The following is a 16,639-nucleotide window of genomic DNA, read 5'->3' as shown; positions in this document are numbered from 1 at the left end:
GCCGCGCCTCAGCCGGCGGACTCGAGGATCCGGGTTGTTGGAGTCCCCTGCAGTGCCGGGGCCGCAGCGGGCGAATTCCAGACACGTTCCTGCAAGCTGGCGAGCAGGGCTTCCGCCTGGACCCGCTGCCCGAAGTCGAGCTCCACCACTACATACTGCGGATCGTCCACCGGCCGGCTGATGCGGTGCGCGGTAACCCCCGACTCCGTCCGGTTGACGGGGTCACGGTCGAACGCTGTCTTCCACAGGTCGAAATCCTTGATCTTGTGCTCAATCTGCAAGGTGTACATCTCGAGTCCTCCTAACGTCTCTTCTGTGGCTGCGGGATATTCCACGGTAGGAGCCGCGGGCCGGCCCGCGGTATCCCAGATATCTGGGAGGCCGCCAGGGCCGCGCCGGGGTCCGGAGCGCCCTTGAGCCGGTCGATTCAGAAGGCGATGCCCAAGGTACATACTGATGTCATGACCACCAGCTGGGCGCTGAGCCGGAGTCTGGAACGCATCGGCAACCTCTGCCGGGACGTGCTGGATGACCATGAGCTGCGCCGGGGATTACTGGCTGAACTCGGAAGGACTGTGCCATTCAGCGCCTATGCCTGGCCCTTGTCAGACCCGGAGTCGGCCACCGGTATCTCGCCGATGGCCAGGATTCCCTGCCCGGAAGAACTGCCCGAACTGATCCGGCTTAAATACCTGACGGCGGATGCCCGCTGGACCTCCTTAATGCGTCAGCGCCGGCCGGCGACGACCCTGCTGCTGGCCACGGGAGGGCAGCCGGCGCGGAGCCGGCTCTGGAATGGGCTACTGAGGCGCTACGGCGTGACGGACGTGCTGTCCGTGGTATTCGCCGATAAACAAGGGTGCTGGGGCTGGCTCGACTTGTGGCGTGGCGACGATGAAGGCGCGTTTTCCGAGCCGGAGACCGATTTCCTGGCCACGGCGGCTCCGCTGGTGGCAGCAGGCCTGCGGCGGAGCCGGGCGGCACAATGGCGGCAGGGCGTCGACGTCGGTGCCGCGGCCCGGGCGGGCGTCGCTAAGCCCTTGCCGCCCCAGGCCGTACTCGTCCTCGACGAGCGGCTCGCCGTGCGGGGCCAGACGGCTTCGGCCGCCGACTGGCTGGGGCTGCTGCAGCGCGGGCCCCGGCCCTACGAAGGGATCCCCGCCGAGGTCCTGAATGTCGCCGCCCAACTCCTGGCGGAGGAAGCCGGAGTGGACGACCACCCGGCGATGTCCCGCGTACCGGTGGGGCGCGGCGGCTGGGCTCTTTTGCGCTCCACCCGGATGGACCCCGGGACGGGGGCAACGCCTTCGCTCGCGGTGACCATCCAGGAATGCCCGGCGGCGGACCGACTGGAAGCGTTCGCGCGCTGCTATGCCCTGACGCCGCAGCAGCACCGGCTGCTGGGGCTCTCCGCGGGCGGCCTCAGTACCTCCGAGCTGGCAGCCGCACTGCAGATCCGCCCCTATACCGTGCAGGACCTTTTCAAGGCACTCTTCTTGGCCTGCGGTGTACGGAGCCGGGGCGCCCTGCTGGGGCTGGCCCTTGGAGCGGCGGCCGTGTCGCCTCCGGCTGCGGCAGCAGCTGACGGACAGTGATGACCAGGTGGGGCGCGCCTAGCCGCCGGCGAAGGGCGGCAGCACGTCGACGACGTCGTCCGGGCCCAGGACGGCGGCAGTATTGCGGACAGCCACCTCGTTGAGCAGGAAGCTGGAGCGGGAGAGGATGCGTGCCAGCGGCGGCGTGCCGGCGGGCGGTTCTGGGCGTTCGACGGCGAGGACCGCCTCGACCAGGGTGGCCACTGTGGCGCCGACGGGCAGCTCGAACTTTTCCTCGTCCATGCCGGCGGCAGCGCGCGCGGCAGCGAAGTAGCGTACGTTCACGGGTGGTTCAGCCTCCGATGGCGCTCATGCTGCGGTCCGGCTGGACGAAGTCCGGGGCGTCCAGTCCGACGTGGTCCATGCCGTGGGCCTTGGGCTTGAGCCACATGGCATCCTGCCAGCGCTCGGCGAGCTGTGCGTCGCTGGCACCGCCGCGCAGCAGCCCCAGCAGGTCGGTCTCCTCGCGGGAGAAGAGGCAGCTCATGATCTTGCCCTCCGCGGTGATCCGGGTGCGGCGGCAGTCCGCGCAGAACGGTTCGGTGACCGAGGCGATGATCCCCACGGTGCCCAGCACCGGGCCGGTGGCCTGGTCCGTGCCCGGCACGCGGGCGCGGACTTCGAATCGCTCGGCCGGGGCACCGTCGCGCTCCCGCGGATCGGCGCTGAGCACGTAGTCGACGGAGAGCAGGTCCCGGATCTCCGCGGCCGTGATCATGTTCCGGCGGGTCCAGCCGTGGTCGGCGTCGAGCGGCATCTGTTCGATGAACCGCAGTTCGTAGCCGCGGCCCAGGGCCCAGGCGAGCAGCGCGGGGGACTCGGCGTCGTTGATGCCGCGCATCAGCACGGCGTTGAGCTTCACGGGCCCCAGGCCGGCGGCCCAGGCGGCGTCGACACCGGCGAGGACTCGGCCCAGGAACGGGCGCCGGGTCAGCTGGGTGAAGGTTTCCTCGTGCAGCGAGTCCAGGGAGACGTTGATCCGGGTCAGCCCGGCTGCCTTCAGCCCGGCGGCCTTCTTGTCCAGCCCCACGGCGTTCGTGGTCATCGAGATCGGCAGATCCGGGTGCGCCTGGCGAAGGGCCGAAATGATGTCCAGCAAGTCCGCCCTGACCAGCGGTTCGCCGCCGGTGAGCCGGAGTTCGCGGACCCCCAGCTGTTCGACGCCGATCCGCACGATCCGCACGATTTCCTCCGCCGTCATGACGGCCTGCTTGGACAGCCATTCGAGGCCTTCGGCCGGCATGCAGTAGCTGCAGCGGAGGTTGCATTTGTCCGTCAGCGAGAGCCGCATGTCGGTGGCGCGGCGGCCGTACCGGTCCACCAGCCCGGGAGCCATTCCGGCCGGGCGCCCGGCCGGCTGCGGCGCCGGTACGTTCGGGCCGGGGCCGCTTTCCGCACGGGGCTGGGGCATGCCAAGCTGAACACTCATAAAGTCAGGCTACGCCACTGCGGGCCAGGCATCACGCCCCGGAGCCAACGAACTGACGCCTGCGAACTTATGCTGGAAGCGTGAACACGTCCCAGGCCGTTCCATCTTCGGCCCCCAGCGGAACGCCGCAGCCCGCCCCGCGGCGCACCCCGTGGTGGGCCGCCGCTGCCGGGGTGGCCGCCGTCGGGGCCGGCGTCGTCCTGGGCGAACTCGCGGCCGGGCTGCTCAGCCCCTCGGTTTCGCCGGTCACGGCGGTCGGCGGCGCGGTGATCGACGCCGTCCCGCCGGGCGTCAAGGACTGGGCCATCTCGCTCTTCGGCACGGCCGACAAGCTGGCCCTGCTCGGCGGGATGGCGCTGGTGATCGCGGCGCTGGCCGCACTGGCCGGGGTGCTGGAATGGCGCCGCCGCTTCGCCGGGCTGGCCGTGATCGCCGTCTTCGGCCTGGTGGGCGTCGCGGCCGTGCTGACCCGGGCCGAGGGGAGCGCCAATGCCGTTCCCGTCCCGCTGCTGGCCGCCGCGCTGGGCATGGTGCTGCTGCGGTGGCTGATCCGCCGGCTCAAAGACTGGTTCGACGCCGGCCCCGCAGCGGAAGGCCCCGCTGAGGCAGGCGCCGCAGATGGCGAACCGGCCGAGGTCACCAGGCACGAACCGGCCGGCCGCCCTGCCCGCCGCCGCTTCCTGCAGTCCCTTGCGGTTACGGCGGCGATCGCGGGCGTGGGCGGGGTGCTTGCGTCTACGCTGCGCGGCGCGGCGGCGGCCGTCGTGGAACTGCGCGGCAGGCTGGTCCTGCCCGGCCCGGCGTCCCGTGCGCAGCCGATACCCGCCGGAGCCGAGCTGTCCCTGGCGGGACTGGACCCCCTGGTCACCCCGAACAAGGACTTCTACCGGATCGACACCGCCCTGCGTGTCCCGCTCGTGGATCCGCACGAATGGAAGCTCAAAGTCACCGGCCTGGTGGACCACGAGATCGAGCTGGACTTCGACACCCTGCTGGCCAAGCCGCTGACCGAGCGGTACATCACCATCGCCTGCGTCTCCAACGAGGTGGGCGGTGACCTGATCGGCAACGCGCGCTGGCTCGGCTGGCCGGTCCGGGAACTGCTGGCGCAGGCCGGGCCGAAACCGGGAGCGGACATGGTGCTCTCCCGCAGCGCGGACGGCTGGACCGCCGGCACGCCGCTGGAGGTGCTCACGGACACCCGGGACGCACTGCTGGCGGTGGGCATGAACGGGGAGCCGCTGCCGCTCGAGCACGGCTTCCCGGTCCGGCTCGTCGTGCCGGGGCTCTACGGCTACGTCTCGGCGACCAAGTGGGTCACCGAACTGAAGATCACCCGGTTCGCGGACGACGTCGCCTACTGGACCCCGCGGGGCTGGAGCGAGCGCGGACCGATCAAGACATCGTCGCGGATCGACGTGCCGCGGGCCGGCCGGAGCGTGAACGCGGGGACGGTGGACTTCGGCGGCGTGGCCTGGGCCCAGCACCGCGGCATCGGCAAGGTGGAAGTGCGGGTGAACCGTGGTGAGTGGAAGCAGGCCGAACTGGCACCCGCGATCTCCACAGACACCTGGCGCCAGTGGAAGCTCTCCCTGCCGCTGGGCCCGGGACAGTACGAGGTGCAGGTCCGCGCCACCGACCTCGACGGCGTCCCGCAGGCGGAGGAGCGCGCCCCGGTGGCGCCCAGCGGGGCCACCGGCTACCACACCGTTACAGTGGACGTGAAGTCCTAGCCAGCCGAGCCAAAGGTCAACAACGTATGCGCCGCACCGCCAACAGGCCCGTAACCGTGGAAGCCCACCGGGACAAGGTCCGGGCGCTGCTGGCGCCGCTCTCCGCCCGCGTCGACACCGTGCCGCTCCGGGAGGCGCTGGGCCGCGGACTGGCCCTCGGGATCACTGCCCCGCTGGACCTCCCGCCGTTCGCCAACTCGCAGATGGACGGCTTTGCCATCCGCAGCGCCGACGTGCCCGACGGCGGCGCCGAACTGCGCGTCGCGGATCCCGTCCCGGCCGGCGCACAGCCCGCCGGACTGGCCCCCGGCACAGCCGCGCCCATCATGACCGGAGCCATAATCCCGGCCGGGGCAGACGCCGTCGTGCCCATTGAGCAGGCCGTTCCGGATTCCTTCCCCGCCGCCGGGGAAGCCGCCACCGTCCGCCTGCCCGCGACCCCGGCGGGCACCTTCGTCCGCGACGCCGGCAGCGACATTGCCGCCGGGCAGCCAGCCCTGGCCGCCGGAACCTTCCTGGGCCCCGGCCAGCTGGGACTGCTGGCCGCGTTGGGCCTGAGCCAGGTGCCGGTGCACGCCGTTCCGAGGGTCTTGCTGGTGACGACCGGCGATGAGGTGGTGGAACCGGGCAACCCGCTGCAGCCCGGCAAGATCTACGACGCGAACGGCACCTTGCTCGAGTCCGCCCTCCGCCAGGCCGGCCTCCACGTCACCCGCACCGGCATCTCCGCCGACAACCCCGAGGAGCTGGCATCCCTGCTGCGCCGGCACGCGGCCGAGGTGGATCTGATCATTACCACCGGGGGAGTCAGCAAGGGAGCGTACGAGGTGGTCCGGCAGGCACTGGCGGGCCACGACGTCGAGTTCGGCGGCGTGGCAATGCAGCCGGGCGGCCCGCAGGGCATCGGCACCTTCGAGGGCGTGCCGGTCCTCGGCTTCCCGGGGAACCCGGTGAGCTGCCTCGTCTCCTTCGAAATGTTCCTGCGGCCCGTGCTGGCCGAACTGTTCGGCTCGCCGGCGCCGCGGACCGTGGTCCGGGCCCGGCTGGCCGAAGCACTGACTTCCCCCGAGTCCAAGCACCAGGTCCGGCGTGGCACCCTCGGCGCGGACGGCACCGTCCGCTTGGAAGGCGGCGCGGGATCCCATCTGGTGCACGCCCTGGCACACTCCAATGCCCTCGTTCAGCTTCCGGTGGGAACCGCGGCGCTCGCCGAGGGCGACGAGGTGGAAGTATGGATGCTGTGAACGAAGCAGATACCCCAGACAAGCCCGTGCTGACCCATCTCCGGCAGGACGGCACCGCGCAGATGGTCGACGTGTCCAACAAGGCCGAGACCACGCGGGAGGCCACCGCCACCGCCACGGTCAACAGCACCGCGGAGGTCCTGGCCCTGCTCGGTGCAGGTGAATTGCCCAAGGGGGATGCGCTGGCCGTCGCGCGGGTCGCCGGAATCCTGGCTGCCAAGAAGACCCCGGACCTGATTCCGCTCTGCCACCCGCTGCCGATCACCAAGGTGACCGTCGATTTTGAGCTCGCAGCCGAGTCCGTCACCGTGTTCGCCACGGTCAAGACCCGCGGTGTGACCGGGGTGGAGATGGAAGCCCTCACCGCTGTCTCCGTGGCGGCCCTGAGCGTGTACGACATGATCAAGGCCGTGGACAAGCATGCAGTCCTGACGGACATCAAGGTGCTGGCCAAAAGCGGCGGCAAGAGCAGGGACTGGACACTGTGAGCAGCACCGAACCGCACCGCCACGGCGAAGCCACCGGCCGGAAGGCCGGCATCGTGATCGCCTCCACCCGCGCCGCGGCCGGGATCTATGAAGATCTCACCGGCCCCGTCATCGTCGACTGGCTGACCGAACACGGCTTCGAGACGTTTCCCGCGCTGGTAGTTCCCGACGGCGAGCCCGTCGGTGCAGCCCTGCGGGCGCTGCTGACCCAGCACCCCGCCGTCATCATCACCAGCGGGGGCACCGGCCTCAGCCCCACCGATGCCACCCCGGAACAGACGCTGCCGCTGCTGGACCGGGAGATCCCCGGCATCATGGAAGGCCTGCGGAGCGCGGGCACGGCCAAGACGCCGACCGCCATGCTGAGCCGCGGCCACGCCGGCGCCGCCGGCAGCACCTTCATCGTCAACCTCCCCGGATCCCCGAAGGGCGTCATGGACGGCCTGGGCGTGCTGGACCCGATCATCGGACACCTCTGCGACCAGCTGGAAGGCAGCCATGGACACTGAATCCGCCTTTGAAATCGTGCACGCCGTCCTCAGCGCCGAGCCCATCTCGGTGGACCAGGCCATCGCGGCGGTCGAATCGGACACGGCCGGAGCCGTGGTGAGCTTCAGCGGCGTCGTCCGCAACCACGACGGCGGCAAGCCCGTGCAGCGGCTCAGCTACAGCGCCCATCCCACGGCACACCAGGTGCTGGCCGACGTCGTCGCGCAACTCGTTGCCGAGCAGTCGGCGGCCGGGTCGGGCCAGCCCGGCCAGCCGGGCCAGCCGGTCCGGATCTGGGCCGCGCACCGGACCGGCCCGCTGGAGATCGGCGATCCCGCCCTGGTCTGCGCCGTCTCCGCGGCGCACCGCGGACAAGCCTTCGCGGTCTGCGCCGAACTGGTGGACCGGATCAAGGAGCAGGTTCCGATCTGGAAGGAACAATTCTTCGCCGACGGCACCGTCGAGTGGGTGGGCGCGGGCGGGTAGGAGCCGCGGTCGGGGCGGGTAATGCACGGGTCCCGGTTCCAGCCGGGAAGCGCCACGGCGGTAGGGTTGATGCCATGACCGAACAACTCGCCGTCGCCGTCCTGGGCGCCAACGGGCGCATGGGCGCCGAGGCCGTCAAAGCCGTGGAAACCGCCGAAGACTTGAAGCTCGTCGCCGCCCTGGGCCGCGGCGACTCCCTCGACGCCCTGGTGGACTCCGGCGCCCGCATCGTGATCGACCTGACCGTGCCCGAGAGCACCGAAGCGAACGTCCGCTTCGCCGTCGAACACGGCATGCACGCCGTGGTCGGCACCACCGGCTGGGACGCGGAACGGCTGGCACGGCTGGAAGCGAACCTCGCGGGCCAGCCCGGCGTTGGCGTCCTCATCGCCCCGAACTTCGCCCTCGGCTCGGTCCTGGCGTCCGCGTTCGCCGCGAAGGCGTCCCGCTATTTCGAATCGGTTGAAATCATTGAACTGCACCACCCGGAGAAGGTGGACGCCCCCTCCGGCACCGCCGTCCGCACCGCCCAGCTGATCGCCGCCGAGCGCGCCGGCGCCGGCGTCGCGTCCAGCCCGGATGCCACCACCAGCGAACGCCCTGGCGCGCGCGGCTGCGAGGTCGACGGCGTCCGCGTCCACAGCGTCCGGCTGCGCGGCCTCGTGGCGCACCAGGAGGTCCTGCTGGGCGGGCCGGGGGAGCAGTTGACCTTCCGCCACGACTCCTTCGACCGTGCCTCCTTCATGCCCGGCGTCCTGCTGGGGGTGCGCAACGTCGCGGCGCACCCGGGGCTCACCGTAGGCCTGGACGGCTACCTGGATCTGGGCCTCTGATGGCCAACCTCCTGGCGTCCTTCAAAGCCAACCGCACCAAGATCTGGGTGGGCGCGGTGACGCTCCTGCTGGTGTTCTACCTGGTGGTGTCCCTGCAGCGCTCGGTGCTGCTGCTTTCCGATTCGAACATGGTGGCGAAGGCCCTCGGTCTGGCCTATCTGCTGCTGCCGATCGTCGGGGCCTGGGCGCTGGTACGGGAGCTCTTGTTCGGGGCCCGGACCGAGCGGCTGGCCAAGATCCTGGAAGCCGAAGGCGGCCTGCCGGAGGACACCCTGCCGCGCACGCCTGCCGGCCGGATCATCCGCGAGGCGGCGGATCTGGAGTTCGAGAAATACCGGGCGGAAGCCGAGGCCGCCCCGGGGGACTGGCGTTCCTGGTTCCGGCTCAGCTGCGCCTACGACGCCGCGGGGGACCGCAAGCGCGCCCGCGCCTCGATGCGCGACGCCGTCCGCCTCTTCCGCGCCGGGTCACCGGACAACGGCGCCTAGCCGGGCGGACCTTGGCGGGTCGCTATCGGCCGGCGGACGACGGCGGCTAGCCGTTTCCCGGGCCTAGCGTGACCGTGCCCAGCGGCAGCGGCCCAGCTGGTTCGCGGCGTGGCCCACCCATTCCAGCGGTCCGCGCCAGGCCTGTGCCGCGAAAACGCCGCCAATGACCAGCGCGGCGACCGCCTGGGCCAAGTAAACGCCTTCCGTGCTCCACCCGGCGGGCAGCGGGTGTCCGTGCAGGGACGCCATCAGGCACACATGCGCCGTATACAGACTCAGGGTCAGGGTGCCGGCGCCGCGGAGCGGGAGCAGCGGGTCCAACTGCACCCAGTCGGCGAGCCGTGCCAGCAGCAGGCAGAAACCCACCACCGCGGCGGCGACCCCAGAGGTGTGCAGCAGGTCCAGCGTGGTGCCAGAATGCGGGGCGCTCGACGCCAGCCACCAGACGGAACCAGACTGGTCGATGCCCGCGAGGTTCACCTGCAGCAGGCTCGCCAGCGGATAGGCCGGATCGCCCACCTTCTCCTGCAGCGCCGCCCGGCCGCCCCAGTCCTCCATCAGCACCACGCTCAGCCACTTGGCGAGAACCGCGGCGATGGTTCCGGCGGCCAGCAGCAGCCAGGGAACGGCCGCCTTGGCCAGCGCCAGCCGACCGATCGCCAGGCCGATCAGCAGGTAGGCGAGCCATTGCAGCACAGGGTAGTACCCGGTCAGGAACACGTCGCCGAGCAGCCGCGCCGGAGTGGCCAGATCCTCCCAGCCGGGGTTGTGGCCGAGCCGGAGGGGCGGTTCGGCGGACAACAGCCATGGCCGCAGGAGATAGGCCAGGACCGGGGTTGCCAGCAGCCAGGCCGCCGCCAGGGTCCAGAGGCGTTTCGCGCGGAGGCCGACGAACGGCAGCACACAGAGAAACAGCAGGGCGTAGTTGATCAGGATGACCGCGATGTTGACCTCCAGGCCGCCGAGGGAAAGCCCGACGGCGCCCACGACGAGTGCCCGGAGCGCTATGCCGCGGCGGGCCGCCCATAACTCCGCGCCCTCCAGCGGGCGCTCCTTTCCGGTGGACAGCGCCAGGCCGATCCCCGCGAGCACGGCAAAGAGTGCGGCCGCGCGGCCGGAGAACGTGAGGCCGATCCAGGTGGGGGTGAGCTGCGGATCGGTTTCGAAGGTGGGGAGCACGTGGGTCGCCATCATGCCCAGCAGCGCCAGCCCCCGGGCTGCGTCGACGCCGGTAAGCCGGGGCGCCGCCGCCTTGGCACTGGCGGTCCTTGAAGTCGTAGCCATACCGCGCGAGGTCATCTTCTGATCGTCTCATGTACCGCCGGCCCCGGCCCGTCGCCGGGGCTGCGCCGGCCGGGGCGGCTGTTCGGGTACAGCGGCAAAGCAGTCCTTGTATTCGAATATATGTTCGAATAACATGGCCAGCATGAACAATGCATCAGAGCCGGGCCCCGAAGTCCGCCAGACGGCCGCATTCCACCAGACGGCCGGTTTCCACCAGACGGCCGGTTTCCACCAGACGGCCGGTTTCCACCAGACGGCCGGTTTCCATCAGACTGCCGCTCCTCTCAAGGCAGCTGGCGCCGTAGATACCACCGGCGTCCTCAAGGCCATGAGCCCGGGTGTGGTGGATTTCCTCTTCCGGCGCCTGGTCGCGGGGGAGGCCGCCGAAGACGTCCAGTGGCATCGTGAAGGGACGGCCCTGTCCGCCCAGGCGCCCGGCGCCGAACTGGCCCGCCGGCTCGCCGAGACCGACCTCGAGGCGCTCACCCCTACGGAGCTGTTCCACTACGTCCGTGCCGCGCAGCGGCTCTCGGCCTGGGCTGAGGCGTTGCGCGAGGAGGCTGTGAGCCGCTACTGCGCCGTTCCCCCGGGGCGTCCCGGAACCCCGGCAGACGCGGCGCGGGAGGGCTGAATTTGACGCGCATCACTCCGTCGCCATTGTCCTAACAAGCCACGGACAAGGTAACGTTTTTCCTATGGCTGACTCTGACATTCGCTCTTACACGTTTGGAACCCTTGTGACCGCCATGGTCACTCCGTTCACCAACGACGGTGAGGTCGACTATCAGCAGTCCGCAGAGCTGGCCAACAAGCTCGTCGACGACGGCAACGACGCCCTCGTAATCTCCGGCACCACGGGTGAAACCTCCACGCTGGAAGATGACGAAAAGGAAAAGCTGTTCCGCGTCATCGTCGAGGCCGTGGGGGACCGGGCCAAGGTCATCGCCGGCACCGGCACCAACCACACCTCGCACTCGATCGAGATGGCCAAGCGGGCCGCCAAGGCCGGCGCGCACGGCCAGCTGATCGTCACCCCCTACTACAACAAGCCGAGCCAGGCCGGGATCCAGGCCCACATCGAGGCCGTCGCCGACGCCGCGGACCTGCCCGTTATGGTCTATGACATCCCGGGCCGTGCCGGTGTGCCGATCCTGCCCGAGACTATGATCCGGCTCGCGGACCACCCCCGCATCATCGCCCTCAAGGACGCCAAGGCCGACTTCGCCGCGGTCACGCGCGTGATGGCGAACACCGAACTGGATGTCTACTCCGGAGACGACGGGCTGACCCTGCCGTGGATGGCGGCCGGCGCCGTCGGGCTGGTCAGCGTCTCGGCGCACGTGGCCACCAAGCAGTTCCGTGCGATGATCGATGCCGCACTTGCAGGCGATTTTGCCACCGCCCGCACCATACATTTCGAACTGGACCCAGTGGTCCGTGCAGTGATGACCCATATCCAGGGTGCTGTTGCTGCGAAGCAAGTTCTTAAGTGGCAGGGAGTCCTGCCCAACTCGGTTGTCCGTTTGCCCCTCGTGGAGCCGGGCGAAGCCGAGATCGAAACGATCCGCGAGGACTTGGCGGAAGCAGGACTCGTCTTCTCCTGATCCGGCCCTGCCTGATCGAACAGAAGATCCCTCCTGCTCCGCCTGGAAAGTAGTGCACTATGACCCAAACCGCCCTTCCCGGCCTTGTCACGCCGCCGAAACTGCCCAAGAACACCCTGCGGATCGTTCCGCTTGGCGGCCTCGGGGAGATTGGCCGCAACATGACTGTCTTCGAAATCGACGGCAAGCTGCTCATCGTTGACTGCGGCGTCCTCTTCCCGGAAGAGACCCAGCCCGGTGTTGACCTGATCCTGCCCGATTTCTCCTACATCGAGAACCGCATGGACGACATCGTCGCCGTCATCCTCACGCACGGCCACGAGGACCACATTGGTGCCGTCCCGTACCTGCTGCGCCTGCGCAACGACATCCCCATCGTCGGCTCGCAGTTGACGCTGGCCCTGATCGAGGCGAAGCTCCTGGAACACCGGATCAAGCCGAACACCCAGATCGTGAGTGAGGGCCAGGTCCAGAAGCTCGGGCCCTTCGAGTGCGAATTCGTAGCCGTCAACCACTCGATCCCGGACGCCCTCGCCGTCTTCCTGCGCACCTCCGGCGGCACCGTGCTGCACACCGGCGACTTCAAGATGGACCAGCTTCCCCTCGACGGCCGGATCACCGACCTGCGCCACTTCGCCAAGCTCGGCGAAGAAGGCGTGGATCTGTTCATGTCCGACTCCACGAACGCCGACGTCCCCGGCTTCACCACCGCGGAAAAGGAAATCGGCCCCACGCTGGACCGACTCTTCGGCCAGGCGTCCAAGCGCATCATCGTGGCGTCGTTCTCCTCGCACGTGCACCGCGTCCAGCAAGTCCTCGACGCCGCCGCGAACCACAACCGCAAGGTGGCCTTCGTCGGCCGCTCCATGGTCCGCAACATGGCCATCGCCGCCAAGCTCGGCTACCTCGAGGTGCCGGCGGGCATCCTCGTCGACATCAAGAACATCGACAACCTGCCGGATAACCGCGTGGTCCTGATGTCCACCGGCTCCCAGGGCGAGCCGATGGCGGCGCTGTCCCGCATGGCGAACGGCGACCACCGCGTCATCGTCGGCCAAGGCGACACCGTGATCCTCGCGTCCAGCCTCATCCCGGGCAACGAAAACGCCGTCTTCCGCATCATCAACGGCCTGCTCAAGCTCGGCGCGGACGTCATCCACAAGGGCAACGCCAAGGTACACGTCTCCGGCCACGCGGCCGCGGGCGAGCTTCTTTACTGCTACAACATCCTTGAGCCGCTCAACGCGATGCCGGTGCACGGGGAGACGCGCCACCTGATCGCCAACGGCAAGATCGCCCTCGAGTCGGGCGTCCCGGAGGAGAGCATCCTGCTGGCGGACAACGGCACCGTCATCGACCTCCGCGACCACCAGGCCGACGTCGTCGGCCAGGTCGAGGTCGGCTTTGTCTACGTTGACGGCTCCAGCGTCGGCGAAGTCACCGAAGCGGACCTCAAGGACCGCCAGACCCTGGGCGACGAGGGCTTCATCTCGATCATCACGGTCATCCACCGTGCCACCGGCAAGGTGGTCTCCGGGCCGGAGATCCACGCCCGCGGCGTGGCCGAGGACGATTCCGTTTTCGACGAGATCATCCCTAAGATCAACGCCGCACTCGAGGAAGCCGTGCAGAACCGGGACCACACCTCGCAGCAGCTCCAGCAGGTTGTCCGCCGCGTCGTCGGTACCTGGGTCAACCGCAAGCTGCGCCGCAAGCCCATGATCATCCCGGTGGTCCTGGAGGCGTAGGCCCGCGCCCGGCCAGGCAAAAGCACAGCCCGGCAACGAGCACGGCACACGATCTGCACCGAAACGGCCCTCCCCGCCGGCACCGCCTTCCCGGCGGCGCCGCCGGGGAGGGCCGTTTCCGTTGCCAGGAAGCCCCTTGGGCGCGGTGGCGGCGGGGAAACCAGCCGCCCGGGCGGTTCAACATGATCCCCGCCTGCCCCGGAAATCCGCGGTTTTCCGCCCGGCGTCCGGTACCGTTGCGGGTATGGCGACACGCACCTCCTCCGCGCCTAGAGGCAACTCCAGCGGCAACTCACGCGGCAATTCAAAGAGCACCACCGGCGGCTCTGCGGGCCGGGGCTCGGGCGCAGCTGCGTCCAAGACCAGCCGTCCGCAGGGAACCGCGCGCACCCGGCAGCTTGCCGCCGTCGAACCGCACCAGCCATGGCTGGTGCGGATTGTGGCCGGGGCCTGGCTGGGGGTAGGCCATGTGGTGGGCGCCGGTATCCGCCGGATCGGCCACGATGTCAGCGACCTCGACCCGGCCGACCGCCGCGACGGCGCCGCCCTGTTCAACCTCGCGCTCGGCGTCTTCATTGCCACCTTCGCCTGGTGGGGCTTCCAAGGCTGGCTCCCGGACCTGGTCTTCGGAGTCGTCAACGGCACCTTCGGCTGGATGTCCCTGCTGCTGCCGCTGATGCTCTTCGTCTGCGCCTTCCGGCTGTTTCGCCAGCCGGTCGACGGCCGCGGCAACAACCGGATCGGCATCGGCTTCCTCATCATGACCTTCGCCGGCAGCGGCCTGGCGCACATCATCGGCGGCCAGCCGACCGTCGCCGACGGCTTCGACGGGCTCCGCCGCGCAGGCGGCATGCTCGGCTACCTCGCCGCCGCCCCGCTGGCGACCATCCACGCCGCCGTGCCGGTCGCGCTCTACAGCTTGCTGGCCTTCACCTCGCTGCTCATCGTCACGGCCACACCTTTCGGCGCCATCCCGTCCCGGCTGCGCGGCGCCTACGAGCACCTGATGGGCATCGACCTGCAGGACTACCCGGACGAAGCCGGGAACGACGCCCACGACCGCAGCTACCTGTACGAGAACGACGCCCCCGCACCCAAGAAGAAGCGCAAGCGCCTGTTCGGCAAGGACGACGACGGCGACGCCCGGCTGGAAGGCTACGTCGGCGACGAAGCCTTCGAACACGCCGTCGTCGACGACGACGAAACGACCGCAGGCGCCGCCGGCACAAAGGCAGGCGGCAAGGCCGCCAAGGCCGTGGCGCCCGGCGTCCGGCGGCCCACGCAGGCCGAAATCGCCGTCGAAAAGATCAAGGCGGCCCAGGGCCTCGGCAGCACCGCGGCCGGCGCCGCGGCGGAGAACGCCACCGAGGCGATCCCGCTCGTCACCCCCGGCATGGTCGCCGCCGGATCCCTGAACCCCTCCCCGAACGCCGGCGCCGCCGCTCCCAAGGTCCCCGCGAACCCGGTTGCCCCGGCGCCGCCGCCCACCCCGATCCCGCAACGCACCGAACAGCTCTCGCTCGCCGGCGACGTCACCTACACGCTGCCGGCGTCGGACATGCTCACCCCCGGCTCCATCCCCAAGGAACGCACCGAGGCCAACGACGCGATCGTCGCCTCGCTGACCGAGACGCTCACCCAGTTCAACGTCGATGCCCAGGTCACCGGCTTCAGCCGCGGACCCACCGTGACCCGCTACGAAATCGAACTGTCCCCGGGCACCAAGGTGGAACGCGTCACCGCCCTGTCCAAGAACATCTCCTACGCCGTCGCGAGCTCGGACGTGCGCATCCTGAGCCCCATCCCGGGCAAGTCGGCCATCGGCATCGAGATCCCCAACACGGACCGCGAGACGGTGTCGCTCGGCGATGTGCTGCGCAGCCAGAACGCGCGCCGTACGGACCACCCCATGGTCATGGGCGTCGGCAAGGACGTCGAGGGCGGCTACGTCGTCGCTAACCTCGCGAAGATGCCGCACCTGCTCGTGGCCGGCGCCACCGGTGCCGGTAAGTCCTCGTTCGTGAACTCGATGATCACCTCGATCCTGATGCGCGCCACCCCGGACGAGGTCCGCATGGTCATGGTGGACCCCAAGCGGGTGGAGCTGACCGCCTACGAGGGCGTCCCGCACCTGATCACCCCGATTATCACCAACCCCAAGAAGGCCGCCGAGGCGCTGCAATGGGTGGTCCGAGAAATGGACGCCCGCTACGACGACCTCGCCAACTACGGCTTCAAGCACATCGACGACTTCAACAAGGCGGTCCGGGCCGGAAAGGTGCACCCGCCGGAGGGCTCCAAGCGCGTCATCCGCCCGTACCCGTACCTGCTGGTGATCGTGGACGAACTCGCCGACCTCATGATGGTGGCCCCGCGCGACGTCGAAGACTCCATCGTCCGAATCACCCAGCTCGCCCGCGCCGCCGGCATCCACCTGGTGCTCGCCACGCAGCGGCCCTCCGTCGACGTCGTCACCGGCCTGATCAAGGCCAACGTCCCGTCCCGCATGGCCTTCGCCACCTCCTCCGTGACCGACTCCCGCGTGGTCCTGGACCAGCCGGGCGCCGAGAAGCTGATCGGCCAGGGCGACGCTCTCTTCCTGCCGATGGGTGCCTCCAAGGCGATGCGCGTGCAGGGCGCCTGGGTGACCGAGTCCGAAATCCATAAGGTCGTCGAACACGTCAAGGGCCAGCTCAAGGCCGTCTACCGGGACGACGTTGCCCCCGAGGCGCAGAAGAAGCAGATCGACGACGACATCGGAGACGACCTCGAGGTCCTGCTGCAGGCCACCGAGCTCGTCGTCACCACGCAGTTCGGCTCGACGTCGATGCTGCAGCGCAAGCTCCGGGTCGGCTTCGCCAAGGCCGGCCGCCTGATGGACCTGCTGGAGTCCAGGGGAGTGGTGGGCCCCTCAGAGGGCTCCAAGGCCCGCGACGTCCTGGTCAAGCCGGACGACCTTGCCGCGGTCCTGGCCGCCATGAAGGGCCAGGACGGCCCGGTCGCCACCGATTCGCAGACGGCCGCGCTGAGCGAGAACGCAAACGCCAACATCGCCCAGGGCGGCTACGCGGAGGACCTGGTGGCCGCCGACCTGGACAACCGCACCCAGAGCGTCGACTACTACGACGGCGCCGACGGCCCCGGCGACGACGACGAGGGTTCCGAGGACGCCTGGTCGCTGACCGGACGGTAGCCGGCGGCGAGACGGTAGCCTAGGA

General features: G+C 69.6%; 16 protein-coding genes. 12 read left to right on the top strand and 4 right to left on the bottom strand.

Going from position 1 to position 16,639, the window contains the following annotated elements:
• Positions 1-8: 8 nt before the first annotated feature.
• Positions 9-290, bottom strand: coding sequence for a hypothetical protein (locus AC1DBD_RS13690; protein WP_476982334.1), 282 nt, complete (start codon positions 288-290; stop codon positions 9-11).
• 171 nt (positions 291-461) lie between these two features.
• Between AC1DBD_RS13690 and AC1DBD_RS13685 the strand changes: the two genes are divergently transcribed.
• Positions 462-1,595, top strand: coding sequence for a helix-turn-helix transcriptional regulator (locus AC1DBD_RS13685; RefSeq protein WP_476982333.1), 1,134 nt, complete (start codon positions 462-464; stop codon positions 1,593-1,595).
• Between the two features lie 18 nt (positions 1,596-1,613).
• On the opposite strand, the gene AC1DBD_RS13680 is transcribed toward AC1DBD_RS13685, so the two are convergent.
• Both AC1DBD_RS13680 and moaA read right to left on the bottom strand, forming a co-directional pair.
• Positions 1,614-1,880: a MoaD/ThiS family protein gene (locus tag AC1DBD_RS13680; protein ID WP_476982332.1), complete on the bottom strand. Its 267-nt coding sequence runs from the start codon at positions 1,878-1,880 to the stop codon at positions 1,614-1,616.
• A 7-nt stretch (positions 1,881-1,887) separates the two neighbouring features.
• A complete protein-coding gene (gene moaA / locus AC1DBD_RS13675) occupies positions 1,888-3,024 on the bottom strand; it encodes a GTP 3',8-cyclase MoaA (protein ID WP_441419388.1) in 1,137 nt (378 codons plus the stop codon).
• An 80-nt stretch (positions 3,025-3,104) separates the two neighbouring features.
• Between moaA and AC1DBD_RS13670 the strand changes: the two genes are divergently transcribed.
• From AC1DBD_RS13670 to AC1DBD_RS13640, 7 genes are all read left to right on the top strand, one after another.
• Entirely contained in the window at positions 3,105-4,757 is a 1,653-nt protein-coding gene (locus AC1DBD_RS13670) for a molybdopterin-dependent oxidoreductase (protein WP_476982331.1), read from the top strand.
• A gap of 26 nt (positions 4,758-4,783) precedes the next feature.
• The gene (locus AC1DBD_RS13665; protein WP_476982330.1) at positions 4,784-6,001 is read left to right on the top strand and encodes a molybdopterin molybdotransferase MoeA; all 1,218 of its coding nucleotides are present in this window, start codon (positions 4,784-4,786) and stop codon (positions 5,999-6,001) included.
• The gene (gene moaC, locus AC1DBD_RS13660; RefSeq protein ID WP_476982329.1) at positions 5,989-6,489 is read left to right on the top strand and encodes a cyclic pyranopterin monophosphate synthase MoaC; all 501 of its coding nucleotides are present in this window, start codon (positions 5,989-5,991) and stop codon (positions 6,487-6,489) included. The genes AC1DBD_RS13665 and moaC overlap by 13 nt, the downstream gene beginning before the upstream one ends.
• Positions 6,486-6,998, top strand: coding sequence for a MogA/MoaB family molybdenum cofactor biosynthesis protein (locus tag AC1DBD_RS13655; protein ID WP_476982328.1), 513 nt, complete (start codon positions 6,486-6,488; stop codon positions 6,996-6,998). The genes moaC and AC1DBD_RS13655 overlap by 4 nt, the downstream gene beginning before the upstream one ends.
• A complete protein-coding gene (locus AC1DBD_RS13650; RefSeq protein ID WP_476893598.1) occupies positions 6,988-7,464 on the top strand; it encodes a molybdenum cofactor biosynthesis protein MoaE in 477 nt (158 codons plus the stop codon). Before AC1DBD_RS13655 ends, AC1DBD_RS13650 begins: the two co-directional genes overlap by 11 nt.
• A gap of 74 nt (positions 7,465-7,538) precedes the next feature.
• Positions 7,539-8,297, top strand: a complete 759-nt coding sequence (gene dapB, locus AC1DBD_RS13645; protein ID WP_441419393.1) for a 4-hydroxy-tetrahydrodipicolinate reductase — start codon at positions 7,539-7,541, stop codon at positions 8,295-8,297.
• Complete coding sequence (locus tag AC1DBD_RS13640) at positions 8,297-8,785, top strand: hypothetical protein (protein ID WP_476982327.1); 489 nt, start codon at positions 8,297-8,299, stop codon at positions 8,783-8,785. The genes dapB and AC1DBD_RS13640 overlap by 1 nt, the downstream gene beginning before the upstream one ends.
• A 63-nt stretch (positions 8,786-8,848) precedes the next feature.
• Here the strand turns inward: AC1DBD_RS13640 and AC1DBD_RS13635 are convergent, their stop codons facing one another.
• Complete coding sequence (locus tag AC1DBD_RS13635) at positions 8,849-10,084, bottom strand: heparan-alpha-glucosaminide N-acetyltransferase domain-containing protein (RefSeq protein ID WP_476982326.1); 1,236 nt, start codon at positions 10,082-10,084, stop codon at positions 8,849-8,851.
• Positions 10,085-10,211: 127 nt separating this feature from the next.
• Between AC1DBD_RS13635 and AC1DBD_RS13630 the strand changes: the two genes are divergently transcribed.
• The 4 genes from AC1DBD_RS13630 to AC1DBD_RS13615 all read left to right on the top strand — a co-directional run bounded on the left by AC1DBD_RS13630 (position 10,212) and on the right by AC1DBD_RS13615 (position 16,614).
• Positions 10,212-10,700 carry a hypothetical protein gene (locus AC1DBD_RS13630; protein ID WP_476982325.1) on the top strand — a complete coding sequence of 163 codons (489 nt, stop codon included), beginning with the start codon at positions 10,212-10,214 and terminating at the stop codon, positions 10,698-10,700.
• Positions 10,701-10,764: 64 nt separating this feature from the next.
• The gene (dapA, locus tag AC1DBD_RS13625; RefSeq protein WP_476982324.1) at positions 10,765-11,673 is read left to right on the top strand and encodes a 4-hydroxy-tetrahydrodipicolinate synthase; all 909 of its coding nucleotides are present in this window, start codon (positions 10,765-10,767) and stop codon (positions 11,671-11,673) included.
• Positions 11,674-11,732: 59 nt separating this feature from the next.
• Positions 11,733-13,421 (top strand): ribonuclease J, encoded by a 1,689-nt coding sequence (locus tag AC1DBD_RS13620; protein ID WP_476893593.1) that lies wholly within the window; start codon positions 11,733-11,735, stop codon positions 13,419-13,421.
• 244 nt (positions 13,422-13,665) lie between these two features.
• Positions 13,666-16,614 carry an FtsK/SpoIIIE family DNA translocase gene (locus tag AC1DBD_RS13615; protein ID WP_476982323.1) on the top strand — a complete coding sequence of 983 codons (2,949 nt, stop codon included), beginning with the start codon at positions 13,666-13,668 and terminating at the stop codon, positions 16,612-16,614.
• Positions 16,615-16,639 lie beyond the last annotated feature (25 nt).

It is taken from the genome of Arthrobacter sp. 10T419, from assembly GCF_056394105.1.
The sequence above is the reverse complement of the archived record's forward strand: the minus strand, read 5'-3'. Positions and strand labels throughout refer to the sequence as shown.

What these genes read in the sequence shown, in the direction of transcription:
- AC1DBD_RS13690 (WP_476982334.1), bottom strand. Translation starts at nt 290, where the DNA reads ATGTACACCTTGCAGATTGAGCACAAGATCAAGGATTTCGACCTGTGG.
- AC1DBD_RS13685 (WP_476982333.1), top strand. Translation starts at nt 462, where the DNA reads ATGACCACCAGCTGGGCGCTGAGCCGGAGTCTGGAACGCATCGGCAAC.
- moaA (WP_441419388.1), bottom strand. Translation starts at nt 3,024, where the DNA reads ATGAGTGTTCAGCTTGGCATGCCCCAGCCCCGTGCGGAAAGCGGCCCC.
- AC1DBD_RS13665 (WP_476982330.1), top strand. Translation starts at nt 4,784, where the DNA reads ATGCGCCGCACCGCCAACAGGCCCGTAACCGTGGAAGCCCACCGGGAC.
- moaC (WP_476982329.1), top strand. Translation starts at nt 5,989, where the DNA reads ATGGATGCTGTGAACGAAGCAGATACCCCAGACAAGCCCGTGCTGACC.
- AC1DBD_RS13650 (WP_476893598.1), top strand. Translation starts at nt 6,988, where the DNA reads ATGGACACTGAATCCGCCTTTGAAATCGTGCACGCCGTCCTCAGCGCC.
- dapB (WP_441419393.1), top strand. Translation starts at nt 7,539, where the DNA reads ATGACCGAACAACTCGCCGTCGCCGTCCTGGGCGCCAACGGGCGCATG.
- AC1DBD_RS13640 (WP_476982327.1), top strand. Translation starts at nt 8,297, where the DNA reads ATGGCCAACCTCCTGGCGTCCTTCAAAGCCAACCGCACCAAGATCTGG.
- AC1DBD_RS13635 (WP_476982326.1), bottom strand. Translation starts at nt 10,084, where the DNA reads ATGACCTCGCGCGGTATGGCTACGACTTCAAGGACCGCCAGTGCCAAG.
- AC1DBD_RS13630 (WP_476982325.1), top strand. Translation starts at nt 10,212, where the DNA reads ATGAACAATGCATCAGAGCCGGGCCCCGAAGTCCGCCAGACGGCCGCA.
- dapA (WP_476982324.1), top strand. Translation starts at nt 10,765, where the DNA reads ATGGCTGACTCTGACATTCGCTCTTACACGTTTGGAACCCTTGTGACC.
- AC1DBD_RS13620 (WP_476893593.1), top strand. Translation starts at nt 11,733, where the DNA reads ATGACCCAAACCGCCCTTCCCGGCCTTGTCACGCCGCCGAAACTGCCC.
- AC1DBD_RS13615 (WP_476982323.1), top strand. Translation starts at nt 13,666, where the DNA reads ATGGCGACACGCACCTCCTCCGCGCCTAGAGGCAACTCCAGCGGCAAC.